Here is a 19,133-nt window from a genome sequence, read left to right on the forward strand (position 1 = left end):
TACCGGCCGGTCACTTGGGCTCGCGTGTCACGTTTCGCGGCGCTGTCCAGTCCAGAAGACATGCAACGGACAATCACCCGCGTACTGCTCGTCGTGTTCGGCCTCGTCGAACTGCCCGTCGGGCTGTGGCCACTGCTCAGCCCGGACGGCTTCTACCGGGACTTCCCCGGTTTCCGCACCGGCTGGGTCGCGATGGACGGCCCCTTCAACGAACACCTGCTCCGCGACTTCGGCGGCCTCAACCTGGCGCTCGCCGCGATCCTGCTCGGCGCCGCCGTGATCGGGACGACGGCCGTGGCCAGGCTCGCGGCGCTCGCGACCTTCCTGTTCGGGCTGCCGCACTTCCTCTACCACCTGGGTCACGTCTCGCATTTCGAACCGGTGGACCAGGTGCTGATCATCGCGACGACGGCACTGGGCGCGGGGCTCCCGCTGGTGCTGGCGCTGATCCCCGGGAGGCGGGCTACACCGGCGACACCGTGATGCCGATGGCGCCGGGGCCGAGGTGGGCGCCGAGGATCATGCTGGCGTCGACCAGGGTGCTGTCGACCATCTTGGGCAGCCGCGCCCGCAGCCGCCCGCCGATCTCCAGATCGCGTTCGTCCGGGCCGAACCGGGTGATCGCGATCTCGACGTCCTGATCGCCCGCGCACTCCACCGCGAGGTCGACGAGTTTGTTGAGCGCCCGTCGCTGACCCGGCACCCGGGTCAGCGGGGCGACCTCGCCGTTCTTCAGCGTCAGCAGGGGTTTGATCGAGAACGCGGAACCGAGGAACGCCTGCGCGGCGCCGATCCGGCCGCCGCGCCGCAGGAACTCCAGCGTGTCGACGTAGAGGATCTCCCGGCTGCCGCGGAACCGGCGCTCGGCCGCGTCGATGACCCGGCTCGCCTGGCCACCCGCGGCGGCGACCTTGGCCGCCGACGTCGCCGCGAAACCGAGGCTCATCCCGGTGGTCCCGCTGTCGAGCACGTGGACCGGGACGTTCACCTGCTGGGCGGCTTCGCGGGCGGCGTTCACCGTCTCCGACATGCGTCCCGAGATGTGGACGCTGACGATCGCCGAGGCGCCCCGGCTCGCGGCGTCCTGGAACGCCCAGAAGAACGCGGCGACCTCGGGCGGCGCCGTCTTCACCGGCGTCCCGGCGCGCAGCCGGTCGATGATCTCTTCGCGGTCGTAGCGGTTCTCCTCGTCGAACTGCTCTCCGACCTGCAGTTGAACCTGAACGACGCCGATTCCCCAGCGTTCGGCGACCGGGGCGGGGAGGCAGGCGGTGGAGTCCGTGATCACGGCGACAGGGCCGGGCATGGAACGCATGGTGCGGCAGGTTAACCCCTCGCCTCTACCGGGAGTACCCCCGAGTACGGCCGTTCGGGTTAGTCTCCCGGTTACACTCACTTCCGGGTGAAAAACCTGGACGATGGTCCCAGTAAAACGTGCATCCAGGTGAATGAGGTCACCTCGGCGGGCCGCGGCGCCGAAATGGCCCTAATCTACCGGCCAGTAGAGCTGTTGCCCCGTGGCCGACGCCGGCCACTAACGGGAGGTCGAAGTAGACCCATGACGAACATCGTTGTCCTGGTCAAGCAGGTACCGGACACCTACTCGGAGCGGAAGCTCTCCGGTGCCGACAACACTCTTGACCGCGAATCCGCCGACGCCGTGCTCGACGAGATCAACGAGAAGGCCGTCGAAGAAGCCCTGAAGATCAAGGAAGCCGGAGAGGGCGAGGTCACCGTCGTCTCGGTGGGTCCCGACCGCGCGACCGACGCGATCCGCAAGGCGCTGTCCATGGGTGCCGACAAGGCCATCCACGTCTCCGACGAGGTCCTTCACGGTTCCGACGCGATCGCCACCGCCAAGGTGCTGGCCGCCGCGATCTCGAAGGTCGAAGGCTTCGACCTGGTCATCACCGGTAACGAGGCCTCCGACGGCCGCGGTGGCGCCGTGCCGGCGATCATCGCCGAGCTGCTCGGCCTGCCGCAGCTGACCCACGTGAACGAGCTGACCGTCGAGGGCACCTCGATCAAGGCCGACCGCTACACCGAGGACGGCGTCACGCACCTCGAGGCGAACCTGCCCGCGGTGGTGAGCGTCGGCGAGAAGATCAACGAGCCGCGCTACCCCTCCTTCAAGGGGATCATGGCCGCCAAGAAGAAGCCGGTCGAGACGCTGACCGTCGCGGACCTGGGTCTCGACGCCGGCGAGGTCGGCCTCGGCAACGCCTGGTCGTCCGTGCTCGAAGCCTCCCCGAAGCCGCCGCGCACCGCCGGTGAGCGCGTCGAGGACGAGGGCGACGGCGGCAGCAAGGTGGCCGCCTACCTGGTCGCGCAGAAGCTCATCTGAGACAGGTTTCGAGGAGGAATAGGGAAATGGCTGAAGTACTCGTCCTCGTCGACCACGTCGACGGTGAAGTCAAGAAGGTCACGCTCGAGCTGCTGACCGCCGCTCGGGAACTGGGTGAGCCGTCCGCGGTCGTCGTCGGCCCGACCGGCACCGCCGCCAAGGCGAAGGAAGCCCTCGCCGCGCACGGCGCCGCCAAGGTGTACGTCGCCGAGGGTGACAACGCCACCGGCTTCCTGGTCACCCCGAAGGTGGACGTCCTCGCCGCGCTCGCGGAGCGGACCTCCCCGGCCGCCGTGCTCGTCGCGGCCAGCGCCGAGGGCAAGGAGGTGTCCGCCCGGGTCGCGGTCCGCCTCGGCTCCGGTCTGCTGTACGACGCCGTCGGCGTGAACGGCGACGGCAGCGTCGACCAGTCCATCTTCGGTGGCGCGTTCTCCGTGAAGTCCAAGTCCACCAAGGGTGTCCCGGTCATCTCGGTCCGCCCGGGCGCGGTCGAGGCGACCCAGGCCGACGGTGCCGCCGCCGAGGAGACCGTCGAGGTCCCCGCCGGCGACCCGGCGAAGTCCGCCAAGGTCACCGGTGTCGAGCCGATCGTGGGCGGCGACCGTCCGGAGCTGACCGAGGCCTCGGTCGTCGTCTCCGGTGGCCGCGGTGTCGGCTCGGCCGAGAAGTTCGACGTCGTCGAGACGCTGGCCGACTCGCTCGGCGCGGCCGTCGGCGCTTCCCGCGCCGCCGTCGACTCGGGCTACTACCCGGCGCAGTTCCAGGTCGGCCAGACCGGTAAGACGGTCTCGCCGCAGCTGTACATCGCGCTGGGCATCTCCGGCGCGATCCAGCACCGGGCGGGCATGCAGACCTCGAAGACCATCATCGCGGTCAACAAGGACGCCGAGGCGCCGATCTTCGAGATCGCCGACTTCGGTGTGGTGGGCGACCTGTTCAACGTCGCGCCGCAGCTGGCCGAAGAGGTCAAGAAGCGCAAGGGCTGACCCCTTTGTCGTCGAGGGGCCGTCCGGGATTATTTCCCGGGCGGCCCCTTTTCCGTGACCGGGAAGTGATCTCCCACCCTGAGAGAAGCCTGAGAACCCGCAATTAACTGAACGTGCACTAATCGGCCATCGGGCGCATTGTCGTTGGTACCCCTCCGGGGGTAGACCTTTGGTTATGACGACGTCACAGCTCCTCGTCAGTACTGACCAGGCAGGTGTCGAACTCCCGGCCGACGCGCCGCGTTACTCCCTTCTCGTCGCCAACGGAAACGAAGAAGTCGTCGCCGCGCAGCGCCTTCGCCATCAGGTGTTCGCCGAGGAAATGGGGGCGACACTCAATTCGCTCGAACCCGGACTCGATGTCGACTACTTCGACGAGTTCTGCGATCACCTCGTGGTGCGCGACGACAACACCGGCGAGATCGTGGGCACGTACCGGATGTTGCCGCCCGATCGGGCCGTGCGGGCCGGAAAGCTCTACTCCGACAGCGAATTCGACCTCACGGCGCTCGATTCGCTGCGCCCTTCGCTGGTCGAGACGGGCCGTTCGTGCGTGCACCCCGACCACCGCAGCGGCGCCGTGGTGAGCCTCGTCTGGGCGGGGATCGGACGCTACATGCTGCTGGCCGGTCACCGGTACCTCGCGGGCTGCGCGTCCGTGCCGCTGAACGACGGCGGCGGCTACGCGGCCGGAGTCTGGGATGTCTTGCGCGCCAAGCATTACGCGGACGAGTCGCTCCGCGTGACCCCGTTGAACCCGTGGCGGACCGAAGGCGTCGAGCGGCCCGACCGCGCGATCCTCCCGCCGCTCATCAAGGGCTACACGCGCCTGGGCGCGAAGACCTACGGTCCGCCCGCGCTGGACGAGGACTTCGGTGTCGCGGACTTCTTCGTCCTGCTGGATCTGCACAACGTCGACGAGCGGTACCTCAAGTTCTTCCTGGGAGAGCAGGGATGACCCACGCCTGGATGCCGAAGTCGCCGTGCGGCGACGGCTGCCTGACCGAGGGGGCGCCGACGGTGGCGTTCCCGCGGCGCGTCCTGCGGTTCACCGCGGCGATCGGCGTCATCCTCGGCGCTTTCCTGACCGCGCCGCTGGTGCTCGTGCTGCGCGGCATGCCCCGGGAACGGTTGGTGCGCCTGCTTTTCGCGGGGATTCTTCGCTCGTTCGGGGTGAAACTGCGCGTACTCGGTGACGAGCGGTTCCGTGCCGTACCGGGCCGCGGCGCGCTCGTGGTGAACAACCACATCTCGTGGCTGGACATCATCGCGGTCAACGCCGTCCAGCCGATGCGGGCGCTCGCCAAGAAGGAGGTCGGCACCTGGCCGGTGCTCGGCCTGCTGGTCCGCCGTGGCGGCAGCATCTTCCTCGACCGGGAGAACCTGCGGAGCCTGCCCGCGACGATGGACGAACTCGCCGGCGCGATGCGCGGCGGATCACTCGTCAGCGTGACCCCGGAAGGCACCACCTGGTGCGGTCAGGGTTCGGGCCGGTTCCGCCCGGCGACCTTCCAGGCCGCGATCGACGGCGGTGTCCCGGTACGGCCGCTCGCGCTGCGCTTCCGGCTCGCCGACGGGCGGGAGACGACGCAACCGGCGTTCATCGGGCCGGAGTCGCTCATCGCGTCCCTGCGGCGGGTCGCGGCCCTGCGCGGTCTGGTGCTAGAGGTGCATGTGTGCCCGGAGATCGCGCCGGGCCGCGCTGCGGACCGGCGGGAACTGGCCGCGCTGGCGGAGTCCGCGGTGCAGGCGGCGCTGGGGCGGGTGCAGATCCCGGCGCAGCGGCGGCGGCGCGTCCCGGCCGCGACTCCTGCTGCGGCTCCCGCTTCCGTCGCTCCTCCCGCGGTCGCGACTCCTGCTGTGGCTCCGGTCGCTCCTCCCGCTCCCGAGGCGGTCTCTCAGTAGCGCGCATGTCATGAAAGGGCCTTTCAGGACATTTTTCGTCCTGAAAGGCCCTTTCATGACACTTGGAAGTCGCACACCTGCCTGGTTCCGCGAAGGTCCCCGTCCTTCAGGTGGCCGGTGTGACTGAAGAGGGACTTGCGGCGTTTGGCCCAGGGGTCGTGAGTGGCGATTCGTGTTCTCTTGAGTGGCAGGGCGAACGTGGCGTGTCAAGCCGCCCGTGCACACCCCTGAGCGTCCGTCACGGCCAAGAACCGCGAGACCCGAGGCGAGTCCCGTCACCTCGCTCATCGCGTCCGAGCACCGGTCCGTGAAGGCCTCCTTGAGGGACCCTGGGTCCCTCAAGGAGGCCTTCACGGACCTTGGCGCCCGACACGACCGCTCGCGCATCCGTTCATGGCATCCAGCGTTTGACACACCCCGGCATCAAGACAGGGTCAGCGTGAGCTTCCCGCCCGCGTGCCCGGTCGCGCTTTCCCGGTGCGCCTCCGCGACATCCGCCAGCGCGTAAGCCGTACCCGGCTTGAGCTTCAGCCCACGCGACACGAGGTCCTCCAGCACCGCGGCGCTTTCCTCCCCGCCGGCCGAGAACTTCACCCCCTGCGCGTACGCGGAAGGGTCGGCGATGGTGATCAGCCGGTCGGGTGAACCGAGCAGCTCGACGGAGTCACCCAGGACGCCGAAGCCCGCCGCGTCGAACACCGCGTCGACGCCGTCCGGCGCGACCGAGCGGACCCGCGAAACCCAGCCGTCGCCGTACTGGACCGGCACCGCGCCGAGCTCTTTGACCTCGTCCAGCGCCGAAGCACCCGCCAGCCCGACGACCGTGGCGCCCAGCGCGACGGCGGCCTGCGTCGCGATCCGGCCGACCTGGCCGCTCGCCCCGTGGATCACGACCGTCTCGCCCGGCTTGACCTCGAGTTCGCCCAGCACCCGCAACGCCGTCTCACCGGCGATCGGCAGCCCGGCGGCTTCGGACCACGAAAGCCCGGCGGGCTTGCGGGTGACCTTGCTCGCCAGCGCGTACTCCGCGTAAGTCCCGGTGTCGGACCAGCCGAAGACCTCGTCCCCGACGGCGAATCCGGCGCCTTCGCCCACCGCGTCCACCACGCCCGCGAATTCGAGGCCCAGGATGTGCGGGAACTCGACCGGGCGGACCTCCGCCATGGCACCGGACCGGATCTTCCAGTCGATCGGGTTGACACCGGCGGCCTTGACCGCGACCCGCACCTGACCCGGTCCGGGCTCCGGCACCGTGACCTCGGCGGGACGCAGGACGTCGGTGTCGCCGTACTCGGTGATGGTGATCGCTCGCATGTTCACTCCTCAGTGGATTTCTTCGCTGCGATCAGAGTCAACCGCCGCCCGGACCCCGCCCGAACCGCTCGGAAGAGCAGTGTCGACTAGCCGGGCGAGCAGCGTCGCGCGGGGACGACGCGCTTACTGTGGACTCATGGACGAGTGGTCGGATCCGCTGTACGTGCTGAGCCAGGTCGGGCACATGCTCGCCGCCACGCGCGCCGAGCTCCTGCCGCGTTTCTCCGCGGCGGCCGCGGCCGTGCTGCCGCACCGGGCCGCCGCCATGGAGACCGGCGACTGTTCCCGCATCCCGATCAAGGTCCACGGCGATCCGGGGATCACCGGCGCCGTCACGAGCGCGGAACTGCAGCGGCTCGCGGCGCTCGGCGTCCCGGGGCAGGCGGTGGTGACCGAAGAGACCTTGGGCGGCGAGCGGCGGAAGCTCGTCGTCCTGACCTCGGCGCCGGTGATCGGCAAGGGCGCGATGATCGCGCTCGTCCCCACCGCGGACGTGCCCGCGGACCGCGCGCTCGGGATCGTCGCCAGGCTGTGGGACATCGTCAGCGTGAACGCCGCCCAGCGCGCCACGGATCCCGAACCCGAGATCATCGCGAGCAACCTGGCGGCCGCGACGGCGCGGGCGCAGACGATCACCGATCTGGGACAGACCCACGCGACCACGCTGGCGTCCCTGCTCGCCGTCCTGCGCTCCCGGCAGCTGGGCGACGCGGCCGCCCGGCAGACGGCCACCGACCTCGCCGCGGCCGCGCTCGTCGAACTGCGCTCGGTCGCCGATCGCGATCAGGAGCTCTCGGCGGAACCAGCGTCGGCGGCGTTCGACACCCTCGCGGCGCAGCTGGATCCCTTGGTGCGCCACAACGAAGTGACCGTCGACCTGGCCGGTCCCGGTGACGAGCGGCCGCTCCCGCAGGACATCGCGCACACCGCGCGCACGGTCACCCGGGGACTGGTGCTCGCCGCGCTGGAACGCGGCAGCACCCGGGTCCGGGCCTCCTGGACGATCGACGGCGGCGCCCTCCGGATCACCGTGCGCGACGATGGGCCGGACGTCGCCCGCGCCGTGCCGGGCGCCGGTCTCACCGAACGGATCACCCCGCTCGACGGCCGCTGGGAGGTCGACGCCGTCCCCGGCTGGGGCGCCACGATCGCCGCGATCCTGCCGCTCGGTGTCCCGGAGACCCCGGAGCTGCGCCCGCTGGACAGGTTGAACTCGCGCGAACTCGAAGTCCTCGCCGGGATCGCGCGCGGCAAGCGGAACCGGCAGATCGCCGAGGAGCTCCAGCTGACCGAGCACACGGTGAAGTTCCACGTGCGGAAGATCCTGGGGAAGCTCGAAGTCACGTCGCGCGGAGAGGCCGCCGTGCTGGCGCGGGAGCTGCGGCTGGCGCCCGTCATCCAGGTGTCGTGAGTCGCGCCGCGGAATGGCCCTTCAGGACACGACGTCGAGTCACCGAACCCCAGGGGTGCCCCGAATGTGGCATTGGGGACACTCACCGTCCCCAATGCCACATTCGGCGCGCACCTGAGCGGCACGTCACGTTTGCCTTACCCCTCAACAACCTGAATCGCACTCACGACCACCTGGGCCGAGCCGGTACTTTCGCGTGATTGGGTGGACGACACGTGTGATCAGACGGACGACACTCGGCCACGGCCGAGTCCTACCGCGTGTCGTCCGTCCAATCACGCGAGACGTCCGCCCAGTCACGCGTGTCGTCCCGCCGGTCACGCGAAACCACCCGACCGCAGGTACCCAAGACACGGTTGGCTCTAACCCGAACCACTCACGAATAGCTTGACCTCCACCGGACTGGAGGTTGCACGCTTTCCCCATGACGATCACTGGGGAAAAGCCGAAGGGGGTGCTCTGGACACCGGAGCACCGGGTGACCACGATCGGGTTGCTGCTCATGGTCACGCTCATCGCGTTCGAGAGCATGGGCGTCGCGACCGCGATGCCGACGATGGTCGCCGACCTCGACGGCCTCGCCCTGTACGCCTGGCCCTTCACCACCTTCCTGGTCGCCAGCGTGGTCGCGACCGTCCTTTCCGGACGGCTCGGCGACCGCAAGGGCCCGGCGCCCGCGCTCCTCGCCGGGACCGCGTTGTTCGCCGTCGGGCTGCTGGTGGCGGGGCTCGCGCACGACATGCCGCTGCTCCTGCTCGGCAGGGCCTTGCAGGGCTTCGGATCCGGGCTCCTGCTGGTCTCGGTGTCGCTGCTGATCGCCCTCACCTTCAGCGACCGCGAACGCCCGGTGATCTACGCCGCCAACGCCGCCGCGTGGGTGCTGCCCGCGGTGATCGGGCCGTCGATCGCGGGCGTGGTGACGGTGAGCGTCGGCTGGCGCTGGGTGTTCCTCGGGCTGATCCCGCTGACCGCCGTCGGCGTGGGACTGCTGGTCGTCGTCACGCGCAAACTGCCGGAGCACGTGCCCGGCGAGTCCGCCCGCCGTGCCGGTGTCGTGCCCGCGGTGGTCGCCGCGCTCGGCGTCGCCGCGCTCACCTGGGCGGCGCAGCACCCGTCGCTCCCGGCGCTGGCCTACGGCGCGGCCGGACTGGTCGCCCTGGCGTACGCGCTCCGCAAACTCCTGCCTGCCGGGACGCTGACGTCGCGGCCGGGGTTGCCGACAGTGATCGCCTCGCGCGGGCTGATCGCGGGCGCGTACGCCGGGATGGAGGCGTACTTGCCGCTCACGATGACCGAGGTCCACGGCTACAGCCCCGCGCTGGCCGGATTGCCGCTCACGGTGACCGCGCTGGGCTGGTCGGCGGGGTCGATGCTGCAGGGCCGCCTGCTCGACTGGTCTCGCGAGGCGTCCCTGCGGACCGGGTTCGCGCTGGTCGCGGCCGGTCTGGCGATCTTCGTCTTCGTGCCGCTGCCCTCGTTCCCCGCCTGGATGGCCTTCGTGGCGTCGGCCGTCGGCGGCTCGGGGATGGGCATCGCGATGCCCGCGATCTCGGTCCTGCTGCTCCGCTACTCGCCGGAGGCCGAACGTGGGTTCAACACCTCGGCGCTGCAGCTCGGCGACTGGGTCGGATCGGCCCTGACCATCGGTTTGGGCGGAGTTCTGCTCGCTTCGATCGCTTCGGCGAAGGAGCCGACGGTGGCGATCTTGGTCCTTTCGGTGCTGCTGACCGGCATCGCGCTGCTCGGGGTACGGCTGACCGGCCGGTGGCCGTCGGGTATGAGCGGGGCCACCCGCTGACCAGGGTGGGCTTGGTCACGCCCCGGAGCGGTCTACCCTGGTAAGGCGATGACCTATCTCGACCACGCGGCGACCACCCCGATGTTGCCCGAAGCCGTAGCGGCGATGTCCGAGGCGCTGTCCACAGTGGGCAACGCCTCCGCGCTGCATTCCTCGGGCCGCCGGGCCCGCCGCCGGGTCGAAGAAGCCCGCGAGGTGATCGCGGAGGCGCTGGGCGCCCGGCCGTCCGAGGTGATCTTCACCGCCGGCGGCACGGAGAGCGACAACCTCGCGGTCAAGGGCATCTTCTGGGCCCGCCACGGCGAGGACGGGCGGCGCCGCCGGGTGTTGTGCAGCACCGTCGAGCATCACGCCGTCCTCGAGTCCGTCGAGTGGCTGGAGCAGCACGCGGGCGCCGAGATCGTCTGGATCGAGGTCGACCAGGCGGGCCGCGTGTCCCCGGAGTCGCTGCGCGAGGCCATCGGCGACAGCCCCGAGACGGTCGCGCTGGCCACCGTGATGTGGGCGAACAACGAGGTCGGCACGGTCAACCCGATCGTCGAGCTCGCCGCCGTCTGCGCCGGACACGAGATCCCGCTGCACACCGACGCCGTCCAGGCGGTCGGCGCGGTTCCGGTCGACTTCGCCGAGAGCGGCGCCGCCGCGCTCACCCTGACCGCGCACAAACTGGGCGGCCCGTACGGCGTCGGCGCGCTGCTGCTCGGACGCGACACCTCGTGCGTTCCGGTGCTGCACGGCGGCGGCCAGGAGCGCAGCGTGCGTTCGGGCACCCTCGACGTGCCCGCCGTGATCGCGTTCGCGACGGCGGTGAAGGCCACGGTCGAAGGCCGCGAGGAGTACGCCAAACGCGTCGCCGAACTGCGGGACGACCTGATCGAAGCGGTCCGGCGCGAGGTGCCGGACGCGGTGCTCAACGGCGGCGAGGGCGAGCGTCTGCCGACGCACGCCCACTTCACCTTCCCCGGGTGCGCGGGTGACAGTCTCTTGATGCTCTTGGACGCCAAGGGCATCGAATGTTCCACTGGATCGGCGTGCACGGCCGGGGTCGCGCAGCCGAGCCACGTGCTGCTGGCCATGGGTGCCGATCCGGCGGCCGCGCGCGGGTCGCTGCGGTTCTCGTTCGGGCATACCTCGGCGCCGGAAGACGTCGAAGCGGTTTCGAGGGAGATCGCGGGCGTCGTCGACAGGGCGAGGCAGGCGGGGCTCGCCGGAATGCGCAAGCAGACGCAGAAGCAAGAGGTGTGAGGAAGATGCGCGTACTGGCCGCGATGAGCGGGGGAGTGGACTCGGCGGTGGCCGCCGCGCGTGCCGTGGACGCCGGGCACGAGGTCGTCGGCGTGCACCTGGCGCTGTCGGCGAAGCCCGGCACGCTGCGCACCGGATCCCGCGGCTGCTGCACGATCGAGGATTCGGGTGACGCGCGCCGCGCCGCCGACATCCTCGGCATCCCGTTCTACATCTGGGACTTCGCCGAGCGCTTCACCGAAGAGGTCATCGAGACCTTCGTCGGCGAGTACGCCGCCGGCCGGACGCCGAACCCGTGCGTCACCTGCAACGAGAAGATCAAGTTCGAGGCGTTGCTGGACAAGGCGATGGCGCTCGGCTTCGACGCCGTCGCCACCGGGCACTACGCCCGCCTGTCCCTTGTGGACGGTGTGCCGGAGCTGCGGCGCAGTGTCGACTCGGGCAAGGACCAGTCGTACGTCCTGGCGTCGCTGACCCCGGAGCAGCTGCGGCATTCGCTGTTCCCGCTGGGTGATTCGTGGAAGACCGACGTGCGCGCCGAGGCCGCGAGCCGCGGCCTGTCCGTGGCGAAGAAGCCGGACAGCCACGACATCTGCTTCATCCCGGACGGCGACACGAAGAGCTTCCTGGAGAAGCGGCTCGGTCAGCGTCCCGGGCAGCTCGTCGACGCCGAGACCGGCGCCGTGCTCGGCGAGCACACCGGCGTGCACGGGTTCACCGTCGGGCAGCGCAAGGGACTCGGCATCGAGGCCCCGGCGCCGGACGGGCGGCCGCGCTACGTGCTTTCGCTGGAGCCGGTTTCGGGCACCGTGAAGGTCGGTTCCGCGCGGGATCTCGGTGTGAACGTGATCGAGGCGAACCGCCCGATCTGGCCGAGCGAGCGGCCGCTGGACGGTCCGACCGAATGCGTCGTCCAGGTGCGCGCGCACGGCGGGATCGTCGAGGCCGTCGCGGAGGTTTCGGGGGACTCGGGCGACTCGGTGACTGTTCAGCTGCGGGAGCCGCTGCGCGGGGTCGCTCCGGGGCAGGTCGTCGTGCTGTACCGCACCGACGCGGCCGAAGGCGATCTCGTCCTGGGAAGCGCGAAGATCTCGGGAACCCGCTGAGCCTGCGACAGAGGCGGAGGCGTCAGAACTTCAGCTTGAAGCCGGTGTGGCTCGCTTCGAAACCGAGGCGTTCGTAGAACCGGTGCGCGTCCTCGCGTTTCACGTCCGACGTCAGCTGCACCAGCGCGCAGCCCCGCCGCCGGGATTCCTCGACGGCCCACTTCATCAGCTCGCCGCCGAGCCCGGAACCGCGATGGCTCGCCCGCACCCGGACGGCCTCGATCTGCCCGCGCAGCGCGCCTTTCCTGGCCAGGCCGGGAATGATCGACAGCTGGAGCGTGCCGACGGCCGCCCCGGCGTCGTCGGCGACGATCAGCAGTTGCGCCGGATCGGCGTCGATCTCCTCGAAGGCCTTGAGGTACGGCGTCAGGTCGTCGGCGGAGTCGCGGGTGCTGCCGATCTGGTCGTCGGCGAGCATCCCGACGATCGCCGCGACGTCTTCGCGCCGGGCTCTGCGGATGGTGATCATCGGTAGTGCCGCACTCCGTCGGTCTCGGTCGCGGCGAGTTTCCCTTGGGCCACCAGCAGATCCAGATGCGAGCCGGTCTCGAGGACGGCGAGCATCTGGTTGAACGGGTCCATGTCGTCGAGCTTGCGCTTCTTGCGGGTCCAGCCCAGCCGCAGCGCGACCTCGTACGCCGTCGTGACGTCCGGGGTGATCTCGGCGCCCATGACCTCCAGGCGGTCACGATGGTGCTCCAGCAGTTCGTCCACGCGGGCGTGGACGCTGCCGGTGACGCGGCCGTGCGCGGGCAGCATGCGCCGGTCCGGCATCTCGCGCACCAGGCGCAGCGAGTCGAGGTAGTCGCTCAGCGGCAGGTCGACGGGCACCGGCTGGAAGCCGATGGACGGCGTGATGTGCGGCAGCACGTGGTCGCCGGAGAACACCAGTCCCGCCTCGTCGTCGACGAAGATCACGTGCCCGGCCGTGTGGCCCGGTGTGTGCACGATGTCGAACTCGCGGCCGGGCACGATCGTGCGTTTGCCGGGGGCGAGCCACTCGTCGGGCTGCTCCCACAGATGCGCCTCGGTGTGCCGGACGCCGCCGAACGCCTTCGCGAGCACGTCGACGACGGGGCCCGCGCCGCAGCGCTTCAGCAGGCCGACCTGCGCCTCCATCGGGAAGCGGTCCGGATCGCCGGAACGCACCAGCGACGGCTCTTCCAGCTTCCCGAGCCCGACCTTGCCGCCGAACTCGCGGCGCAGCTCGACGGCCATCGTGTAGTGATCGCGATGCACGTGGGTGATCAGGAATTCGTCGATGTCGCCGAGGTCGGCGCCCAGCGCCTTCAACCCGCGCGAAAGCCGCTCACGCGCGGATTCCAGCGCCCAGCCCGAGTCGACGAGGACCAGGCGGGTGCCGTCGGTGACGACGTAGACGTTGACTGCGCGCAGCGCGTCGTGCGGCAGGGGAAGCGGGATCCGGTGGACCCCCGGCGAAACCGTGTAGACGCCTGGCTCGGCCCAGTCCCGTTCGCCGTCTTCGGGCAACGGCTCCATGGTGACCTCCGTCCCGGACGCACTCCAGTGTGCCGCCCCAGGGCTTCCACTTTGTGCCGCCGGAAGCCGAGTGTCCACTTGAGCGGGGTGAGACCCCGGTCACTCGCGTGGGGTGTCAGTCCCTGTCGTCCTGCTTCAGCGCGGTGTCGATGGTCAGCGCGGAGGCGACCACCATCGACGCCAGCGGATCCCGCAGCGGCCGGTGGATCTCGACGACGTAGTTGTCCGCGGTGGTGAACGCGGCCTTCACGAAACCGCCCCAGGTCTTGGTGATCCGCGCGATCTCGACGTCGTCGTGATCCTTGATCGCGAAGTTCCACGCCCGCCAGTTCTCCGCGAAGATCCCGCCGACCTTCTGCCCGTTGACCACGAAGCCCAGCCGGATCTTGCCGAAGACGTTCTCCTGCACGATCTCCCCGATCGGCGAGTCGTCGGCCTTCGTCACCAGGAAGCGGGATTTGAACACCTTCGCCGGCCGCGTCACCTTCAGCACCGTGCTGTGGTTCGCGTCGCGGATTTCGAAGCGGTGGGTCAGGTACTGGTCGTAGTTCGTGAGCAGCCGGATGGCCTTCTTCAACGTGCTCTGCCCGACCTGGACGACGCCGCCGAGGCGGTTCCCGTTCTGGTCGAACACCCCGAACTCGTTGGACATCTCGATGAGCTTCGCGCGCTGGTTGACCACCAGCACCGGTTCGGAGAACAACGTCCCGCCACCGACGACCCCGCTGGCCCGGCCCTGGGTCCCCCTCGCCGCCTGCGCCCGGATCTTGTCCGGGTCGTGCGCGCCCTCGATGTCCAGCTCGATCATCTCGGCGTCGTGCGAAGGCCGCGTGTTGGCCGTCCAGGCCTGCCCGTCCCACCACCGGTACATCCGGGAGTTCTGCTGGTCGGGATACCAGCCGGCGGGCTGTGGAGAGCTCGTCATGGCAGGTCAGCGTAGTGCGCTTGGTGCCACCACGGGCTCGCTGACGGCAATTGCGGCGAATGTCCGTGTCCTCCCGTGCCCCGCCGCCCCGCGCACTCGGACCAAGGGGAGAATCCGGGTGTGAACGAACGACCTTGGCCTCTAGGCGCGGCGACCGCGATCGGTTCCCTGCCCGGCACCGATCCGGTCGAGGCCGCTTCGATCGTATTCGGTGAATTGCCCGAATTTCCTTGTCTGCCCGAACTTCCCGCGCGCGGCGTCGGCGCCGACATGATCGGCCGGACGGCGGCGCTGCTGGTCGACCTCGCCGTCGAGGTGGTGCCGAGCGGCTACCGGGTCACCTCCCGGCCGGGGCACGACCACCGGCGCGCCCTCGACCTGATGAGCTGGGACCTCGACGCCGTCCAAGAGGCGCGGGAGAAGGCGGGCGCCGCGCCGCCGGTTTTCAAGGCGCAGGTCGCGGGCCCGTGGACGCTCGCCGCGAACGTCGAACTCCCACGCGGGCACCGGATCCTCACCGACCGTGGCGCGCTGCGCGACTTCTCCGAATCACTGCTGGACGGCTTGGCCGCGCACGTCGCGGAGCTGAAGTCGCGCGTCGGAGCGCCTGTGGTGCTCCAGTTCGACGAACCGTCGCTGCCCTCGGTCCTCGACGGCGATCTCCCGACGGCGTCCGGCTACGGCACGATCCCCGCGGTGCCCGCGCCCGAGGTCCGCGAACTGCTGTCGACGGTGATCGCCGGGGCCGAACGCGTCACCGGCCAGCCGGTCGCGGTGCACTGCTGTGCCGCGAAGCCGCCGATCTCCCTGCTGCGCGCGGTCGGGGCGAAGGCGATCGCGTTCGATTTCACCCTGCTGAAGGGCGCTTCGCCCGCGCTGCTCGACGAGATCGGCGAGACGCTGGACTCGGGAACGACGCTGATGCTCGGACTCGTCCCGACGACCGATCCCGGCGTGCCGGTGGAGCTGCGCGACGTGGTCACGCCCGCGCTCAAGCTCGTCGACCGGCTCGGTTTCCGTCGCGAGATCCTCTCCGAACGCGTCGTGCCGACGCCGGCGTGCGGTCTGGCGGGCGCCACTCCCGAGTGGATGCGCCGCGCGCTGACGCTCAGCCGGGAGGCGGGCAAGGCATTCACCGAACCGCCTGAAGGCTGGTGACCGGCGCGGTAGCGTGCCCCTCATGCGTCTGTTCCGCCGTTTCCGCAAGTCCGAGGACGTCCCCGACCCCCGCACCGCCTGGCCGGAGCAGCCCGTCCCCGAGGACGCGGCCGCCGCGGCCGAGACGTTCTGGGAGGCCTGGTTCGCGCTCCTGCCGGAGGTCAGCGCTGCCCTCGGCGACCGCGAACCGCACCGCGTGGAACACGACCTCTGCACCATCGTCGAGGCGCTGCACCCTCGGCTGCACTTTTCCCTCGATCGTGGACACCGGGCGATCTACTCGCTGGTGCTCACCGGTCAGGAGGACCCGGAACTGCGCCCGTACACCGACGCGTGGAAGGCCGCGGCGCCGGGAGAAGACGCCATCTGGGAGTACCACGACTCCGTGCCGCCGGTCCCCGATCCGAGCGAGGTCACCGTCAACCTCGGCGAGACCCGCGTCGCGCTCGCCGACGTCCGGGTGACCGCGAAGGTGGACGAATCAGCCGGACGGGTGGATGTCACCGTGTTCCATCCGCTGATCGAGGAACTCCGCCCGGAGACCCGGACGACGATGACCTTCCTGCCGCTGGACGCCACGCTGGGTGAGCGTGTCGCGGCCGAAAGACTGGGCAAGGTCGAGCTCGTGACCGAGGCGCGGGACGGGCAATTGACCCTTCTCGAACTGCGCGAAATGGTCGGCCGACTCGGCTCGCCGACGTCCGGAACTGTCGGTCCCCCCGACTAGGGTTACCCCCGTGAGCAGCGAACTTCCCGAGAACGCCGAGTCCGCGCAGGACGTCACCGACGTGCCCGCCGCCGTCCGCGCAAGGCATGCCGAACTGACGGAGGAGATCCGGGGGCACCAGTTCCGGTACTACGTGCTGGATTCACCGATCGTGTCCGACGGCCAGTTCGACGAGCTGCTCAACGAACTCCTGGCCATCGAGGGCGAGCATCCGGGACTGGTGACGCCGGAGTCGCCGTCGCAGAACGTCGGCGGCACGTTCTCGACCGAGTTCGTCGCGTACGACCACCTGGAGCGCATGCTCAGCCTGGACAACGTCTTCGACGCCGAAGAGTTCGAGACCTGGGTCGAGCGGGTGCGGAAGGAGATCGGCGCGACGAAGTACCTCGCCGAACTGAAGATCGACGGGCTCGCGATCAACCTGCTGTACGAGAACGGCCGCCTGACCCGCGCGCTGACCAGGGGCGACGGCCGCACCGGCGAGGACGTCACGCTCAACGTCCGCACGCTGGAGCAGGTGCCGGACAGGCTGACCGGAACGGACGAGTTCCCGGTGCCCGCGCTGGTCGAGGTCCGCGGCGAGGTGTTCTTCCGCGTCGAGGACTTCCTGGCGCTCAACGCGAAGATGGTGGAGGCGGGCAAGGATCCGTACGCGAATCCGCGCAACACCGCCGCTGGATCGTTGCGGCAGAAGGATCCCAAGATCACGAAGTCCCGCAACCTGCGGCTGATCTGCCACGGGCTGGGCAAACGCGAGGGTTTCGAGCCGAAGAGGCAATCCGAGGCATACGACGCGCTCGCCGCGTGGGGACTGCCGGTCTCGCCGCACAGCAAGGTGCTGGGTTCGGGCGAGGAACTGCTGGAGCACATCCGGTACTGGGGCGAGCACCGGCACGACGCCGAGCACGAGATCGACGGCGTCGTCATCAAGGTCGACGAGGTGGCGCTGCAACGCCGTCTCGGCACGACCTCGCGCGCGCCGCGCTGGGCGATCGCCTACAAGTACCCGCCGGAAGAGGCCATCACCACCCTGCTGGACATCCAGGTCAACGTCGGCCGCACCGGGCGGGTCACCCCGTTCGCGGTGATGGAGCCGGTGAAGGTGGCCGGATCCACGGTCGCGATGGCGACCCTGCACAACCAGGAAGAGGTCAAGCGCAAGGGTGTGCTGATCGGGGACAAGGTCGTCATCCGCAAGGCGGGCGACGTCATCCCCGAGGTGCTCGGCCCGGTGGCCGACGCGCGCACCGGCGACGAGCGTGAGTTCGTCATGCCGTTGCGCTGCCCCAACTGCGACACCGAACTGGCGTACCAGAAGGAGGGCGACATCGACATCCGTTGCCCGAACTCCCAGTTCTGCCCGGCGCAGCGCCGTGAGCGGTTGTTCCACCTGGCGAGCCGGAACGTCTTCGACATCGAGGTCGTCGGGTACGAGGCCGCGGTGGCGCTGCTGGACGCCGGCGTCGTGCACGACGAGGGCGACATCTTCGACCTGGACGAGGAGAAGCTGCTCGAAGTCGAACTGTTCCGCACCAAGGCGGGGGAGCTGTCGGCCAACGGGCGCAAACTGCTGGAGAACCTCGAAACCGTCAAGGATCGTCCACTGTGGAGGGTCATCGTCGGGCTGTCGATCCGGCACGTCGGCCCGACGGCGGCGCAGGCGCTCGCGCGGGAATTCGGTTCGCTGGAAAAGATCGAGAACGCCTCCGAGGAGGAGCTCGCCGCCGTCGACGGGGTCGGCCCGACCATCGTGCGGGCCGCGAAGGAATGGTTCGAGGTCGACTGGCACCGCGAGATCGTCGAGAAGTGGCGCGCGGCCGGGGTGCGGATGGAGGAGGAGCGCGACGAATCCATCCCGCGCAACCTCGAAGGCCTCTCGATCGTCGTCACCGGTTCGCTGAACGACTACTCCCGCGACGAGGCCAAGGAATTCATCATGGCCCGCGGCGGGAAGGCGGCCGGTTCGGTGTCGAAGAAGACGGCGTTCGTCGTCGTCGGCGACGCGCCGGGCACGAAGTACGAGAAGGCCGTCCAGCTGAAGGTGCCGGTGCTCGACGAGAACGGCTTCCGGGTGCTGCTGGAAAGCGGCCCCGAGGCCGCCGCCGAACTGGCGCTGGACACCGACGAGGAGGAGAGCGGTGAGTGACCTGGAGATCCGGCCCGCCCGGCCCGAGGAGCTGAAGGCGGTCGGGGAACTCACCCTGGCCGCGTATTCGGCGGAACAGAGCCTCGTGGAAGGCGTCGGTTACGCCGCCGAGCTCGCCAACGCCGCCAAACGCGCGGAACAGGCCGAACTGCTGGTCGCGGTGGACGGTGACGGCGCCTTGGCCGGCACGGTCACCATCGCGCGGCCGGGGACGCCGTTCGCCGAGCTGTCCCGCGAGGGCGAACTGGAGTTCCGGATGCTCGGCGTGGCGCCCTCGGCGACCGGGCGCGGCATCGGCGAGGCGCTGACCAGGGCGGTCATCGCCCGGGCGCGGGAACTCGGCGCGGACCGGGTGGTGCTGTGCAGCCTGGTCACGATGACGCGGGCGCACCGGCTGTACGAGCGGATCGGCTTCGTGCGGCTGCCCGAGCGGGACTGGGAGCCGCACCCCGGTGTGTCCTTGGTCGCTTACCGTTTGGAGCTTTGAGACCCGCTCCCCAAGTGTCATGAAAGGGTCGTTCAGGACATTTTTCGTCCTGAACGACCCTTTCATGACATCCGGCGCTCA

At 69.9% G+C, this 19,133-nt stretch carries 18 protein-coding genes; 13 read left to right on the plus strand and 5 right to left on the minus strand.

What is annotated here, in order from left to right:
- Positions 1-60: 60 nt before the first annotated feature.
- Positions 61-483: a hypothetical protein gene (locus tag AB0N89_RS24845; protein ID WP_364208325.1), complete on the plus strand. Its 423-nt coding sequence runs from the start codon at positions 61-63 to the stop codon at positions 481-483.
- On the opposite strand, the gene AB0N89_RS24850 is transcribed toward AB0N89_RS24845, so the two are convergent.
- Positions 464-1,315, minus strand: coding sequence for a DegV family protein (locus tag AB0N89_RS24850; protein ID WP_364208328.1), 852 nt, complete (start codon positions 1,313-1,315; stop codon positions 464-466). The two genes, AB0N89_RS24845 and AB0N89_RS24850, sit on opposite strands and share 20 nt — an antisense overlap.
- A 243-nt stretch (positions 1,316-1,558) precedes the next feature.
- On the opposite strand from AB0N89_RS24850, the gene AB0N89_RS24855 reads away from it, so the two are divergent.
- From AB0N89_RS24855 to AB0N89_RS24870, 4 genes are all read left to right on the plus strand, one after another.
- Positions 1,559-2,344: an electron transfer flavoprotein subunit beta/FixA family protein gene (locus AB0N89_RS24855; RefSeq protein ID WP_364208331.1), complete on the plus strand. Its 786-nt coding sequence runs from the start codon at positions 1,559-1,561 to the stop codon at positions 2,342-2,344.
- Between the two features lie 26 nt (positions 2,345-2,370).
- The gene (locus AB0N89_RS24860) at positions 2,371-3,330 is read left to right on the plus strand and encodes an electron transfer flavoprotein subunit alpha/FixB family protein (RefSeq protein ID WP_364208334.1); all 960 of its coding nucleotides are present in this window, start codon (positions 2,371-2,373) and stop codon (positions 3,328-3,330) included.
- 175 nt (positions 3,331-3,505) lie between these two features.
- The gene (locus tag AB0N89_RS24865) at positions 3,506-4,288 is read left to right on the plus strand and encodes a GNAT family N-acyltransferase (RefSeq protein WP_364208336.1); all 783 of its coding nucleotides are present in this window, start codon (positions 3,506-3,508) and stop codon (positions 4,286-4,288) included.
- Positions 4,285-5,235 carry a lysophospholipid acyltransferase family protein gene (locus AB0N89_RS24870; protein ID WP_364208339.1) on the plus strand — a complete coding sequence of 317 codons (951 nt, stop codon included), beginning with the start codon at positions 4,285-4,287 and terminating at the stop codon, positions 5,233-5,235. The genes AB0N89_RS24865 and AB0N89_RS24870 overlap by 4 nt, the downstream gene beginning before the upstream one ends.
- Positions 5,236-5,658: 423 nt before the next feature.
- Here AB0N89_RS24870 and AB0N89_RS24875 read toward each other — a convergent pair whose 3' ends face one another.
- Positions 5,659-6,549: an NADP-dependent oxidoreductase gene (locus AB0N89_RS24875; protein WP_364208342.1), complete on the minus strand. Its 891-nt coding sequence runs from the start codon at positions 6,547-6,549 to the stop codon at positions 5,659-5,661.
- A 136-nt stretch (positions 6,550-6,685) separates the two neighbouring features.
- Between AB0N89_RS24875 and AB0N89_RS24880 the strand changes: the two genes are divergently transcribed.
- From AB0N89_RS24880 to mnmA, 4 genes are all read left to right on the plus strand, one after another.
- Entirely contained in the window at positions 6,686-7,960 is a 1,275-nt protein-coding gene (locus AB0N89_RS24880) for a LuxR C-terminal-related transcriptional regulator (RefSeq protein ID WP_364208345.1), read from the plus strand.
- 409 nt (positions 7,961-8,369) lie between these two features.
- Positions 8,370-9,758, plus strand: a complete 1,389-nt coding sequence (locus AB0N89_RS24885) for an MFS transporter (protein WP_364208348.1) — start codon at positions 8,370-8,372, stop codon at positions 9,756-9,758.
- A gap of 48 nt (positions 9,759-9,806) precedes the next feature.
- The gene (locus tag AB0N89_RS24890) at positions 9,807-11,003 is read left to right on the plus strand and encodes a cysteine desulfurase family protein (RefSeq protein WP_364208351.1); all 1,197 of its coding nucleotides are present in this window, start codon (positions 9,807-9,809) and stop codon (positions 11,001-11,003) included.
- A 5-nt stretch (positions 11,004-11,008) separates the two neighbouring features.
- The gene (gene mnmA, locus AB0N89_RS24895; RefSeq protein WP_364208354.1) at positions 11,009-12,109 is read left to right on the plus strand and encodes a tRNA 2-thiouridine(34) synthase MnmA; all 1,101 of its coding nucleotides are present in this window, start codon (positions 11,009-11,011) and stop codon (positions 12,107-12,109) included.
- Positions 12,110-12,131: 22 nt separating this feature from the next.
- Here mnmA and AB0N89_RS24900 read toward each other — a convergent pair whose 3' ends face one another.
- The 3 genes from AB0N89_RS24900 to AB0N89_RS24910 form a co-directional block, all read right to left on the minus strand.
- Complete coding sequence (locus tag AB0N89_RS24900) at positions 12,132-12,578, minus strand: GNAT family N-acetyltransferase (RefSeq protein WP_364208357.1); 447 nt, start codon at positions 12,576-12,578, stop codon at positions 12,132-12,134.
- The gene (locus tag AB0N89_RS24905; protein ID WP_364208360.1) at positions 12,575-13,609 is read right to left on the minus strand and encodes an MBL fold metallo-hydrolase; all 1,035 of its coding nucleotides are present in this window, start codon (positions 13,607-13,609) and stop codon (positions 12,575-12,577) included. Before AB0N89_RS24905 ends, AB0N89_RS24900 begins: the two co-directional genes overlap by 4 nt.
- A gap of 115 nt (positions 13,610-13,724) precedes the next feature.
- The gene (locus AB0N89_RS24910) at positions 13,725-14,534 is read right to left on the minus strand and encodes a phospholipid scramblase-related protein (RefSeq protein ID WP_364208363.1); all 810 of its coding nucleotides are present in this window, start codon (positions 14,532-14,534) and stop codon (positions 13,725-13,727) included.
- A 120-nt stretch (positions 14,535-14,654) separates the two neighbouring features.
- Between AB0N89_RS24910 and AB0N89_RS24915 the strand changes: the two genes are divergently transcribed.
- The 4 genes from AB0N89_RS24915 to AB0N89_RS24930 are packed head-to-tail and all read left to right on the plus strand — an operon-like array spanning position 14,655 to position 19,052.
- The gene (locus AB0N89_RS24915; protein WP_364208366.1) at positions 14,655-15,692 is read left to right on the plus strand and encodes a methionine synthase; all 1,038 of its coding nucleotides are present in this window, start codon (positions 14,655-14,657) and stop codon (positions 15,690-15,692) included.
- A gap of 22 nt (positions 15,693-15,714) precedes the next feature.
- A complete protein-coding gene (locus AB0N89_RS24920) occupies positions 15,715-16,419 on the plus strand; it encodes a hypothetical protein (RefSeq protein WP_364208369.1) in 705 nt (234 codons plus the stop codon).
- Positions 16,420-16,429: 10 nt separating this feature from the next.
- Positions 16,430-18,565 (plus strand): NAD-dependent DNA ligase LigA, encoded by a 2,136-nt coding sequence (gene ligA / locus AB0N89_RS24925; protein WP_364208371.1) that lies wholly within the window; start codon positions 16,430-16,432, stop codon positions 18,563-18,565.
- Entirely contained in the window at positions 18,558-19,052 is a 495-nt protein-coding gene (locus AB0N89_RS24930; protein ID WP_364208374.1) for a GNAT family N-acetyltransferase, read from the plus strand. The genes ligA and AB0N89_RS24930 overlap by 8 nt, the downstream gene beginning before the upstream one ends.
- Positions 19,053-19,133 lie beyond the last annotated feature (81 nt).

Source organism: Amycolatopsis sp. NPDC089917 (genome assembly GCF_040684635.1).
Lineage (GTDB): Bacteria > Actinomycetota > Actinomycetes > Mycobacteriales > Pseudonocardiaceae > Amycolatopsis.